Raw genomic sequence first — 1,443 nt, forward strand, 5'->3', positions numbered from 1 at the left:
GCCGCCGGGTCCAGCCCGGCCAGCGCCGCCGCGTGCGGCACGACCAGCGCCCCCTGCTTGGTCGCCGCCAGCAATGTCTGCTGGAAATCGGTCTCCAACTGCGACAGGCGCGTATTCAACTGCCGCAACGCCGCCTTGTCCGGGTCCGAAAGCTGCGCCCCGGCATGGATGAATTGCTGGTAATAGACCGTCAGCAACAGCATCTGCTCGCCTGTCAGATGCAGCCCGGCCCGCGCCTCGTACAGCGTGCGCACCCGGGCGAACAGGGCAGGGTTCAGATAGATCGCATCCTGGTGCTGCGCCAGTTCGGGCGAAACGGCGGTCTGCACCGCATCCAGGGCCGGGTCGGTATTGGCCTGGTACACCCCGTCGAACGTCTCCGACACCCGGTCCAGCACCCGGCCCGACCGCTCCATCGCCACGATCGTGTTGTCGAAGCTCGGGGGCGCGGGATTGTCCGCAATGGCCCGGATCTCCGCCAGTTGCTGCGCCATGCCCTGCTCGAAGGCCGGCCGATAGTCCCCGTCATGGATCAGGTCGAAACGCGGGGCCTGAAACGGCAGCGTGCTGGCCGTCAGAAACGGGTTGCCGGCGGCGCTGGCCCCCGCGGCATGGGCCGGCGGGGTCGCCCCGGACAGGCAAGCCCACCCCGTCAGGCAGGTCGCGGCAAGTGTCCGAAGCCAAAGGGTGCGGGTCATGGTCCATCCTTCTGCGGTCATCCCGCCAGGATGGGCGCGGCGCGCGTAAAAATCCATCCACGATAAACACGAATTTTTATAGTGAATATAACGTGGGAGATCCCGACAAGCCACGCTGGACAGCATCGAAAATCCGCGCGAAAATTCAAAAAAAACCCAATAAAAACAATATTATATGTGATAATTATCGTTTGCGGCGCAAAATAACATATTTTCTAAGTTATTTATGATTGACCTTATGAAATCCGCTCGTATGATGCGCATTGTCCCCCGACTGATCGGGGTATGGGATACGTGCGCCCGGCCATGCACGATTGCGACCGTAAAGGCCATGATGATGACGCGAATGTGGACCTGGCAACGATGTAGCGCGCGGCGCTGCGGCCAGCATGGCGGGCCGGACGCCACGTCCTGATGACGGTGCCTCCTGGCGCCGGACATCCCGGTACAGCTCCCCCAGGGTGGATCATCATGCTCAATTCCACGATCATCGAAATCGACGGCATCTTTCTCGGCGCGGCCATCCTGCTGGACGGACCCGGCGCCCGGCGTTTCTACGCCGCGCATGACAGCGTGCGGTCGCTGCACAACGAAATCCTGCCGGACCTGACCGCGCTGACGCATTTTGTGGCCCGGCAGTTCCATGGCAGCCGCGCGGGTCGGGCGGCGCCATGACCGAACATTGCCCCCAGGCACATTGCCCCCGGGCACACTGCCTCCCGGCGCGCGCGGCGGCCGTGCGTCC

At 63.5% G+C, this 1,443-nt stretch carries 1 protein-coding gene and 1 pseudogene; one reads left to right on the top strand and one right to left on the bottom strand.

The genetic code is table 11. The features are described 5' to 3' along the window. Positions 1-698: pseudogene (locus tag HUK84_RS18035) on the bottom strand (dipeptidyl carboxypeptidase II); the annotation flags it as partial. A 471-nt stretch (positions 699-1,169) separates the two neighbouring features. Between HUK84_RS18035 and HUK84_RS18040 the strand changes: the two are divergent. Next, the gene (locus HUK84_RS18040) at positions 1,170-1,373 is read left to right on the top strand and encodes a hypothetical protein (protein ID WP_176641474.1); all 204 of its coding nucleotides are present in this window, start codon (positions 1,170-1,172) and stop codon (positions 1,371-1,373) included. Positions 1,374-1,443: the final 70 nt, after the last annotated feature.

It is taken from the genome of Nguyenibacter vanlangensis, assembly GCF_013376155.1.
Lineage (GTDB): Bacteria > Pseudomonadota > Alphaproteobacteria > Acetobacterales > Acetobacteraceae > Gluconacetobacter > Gluconacetobacter vanlangensis.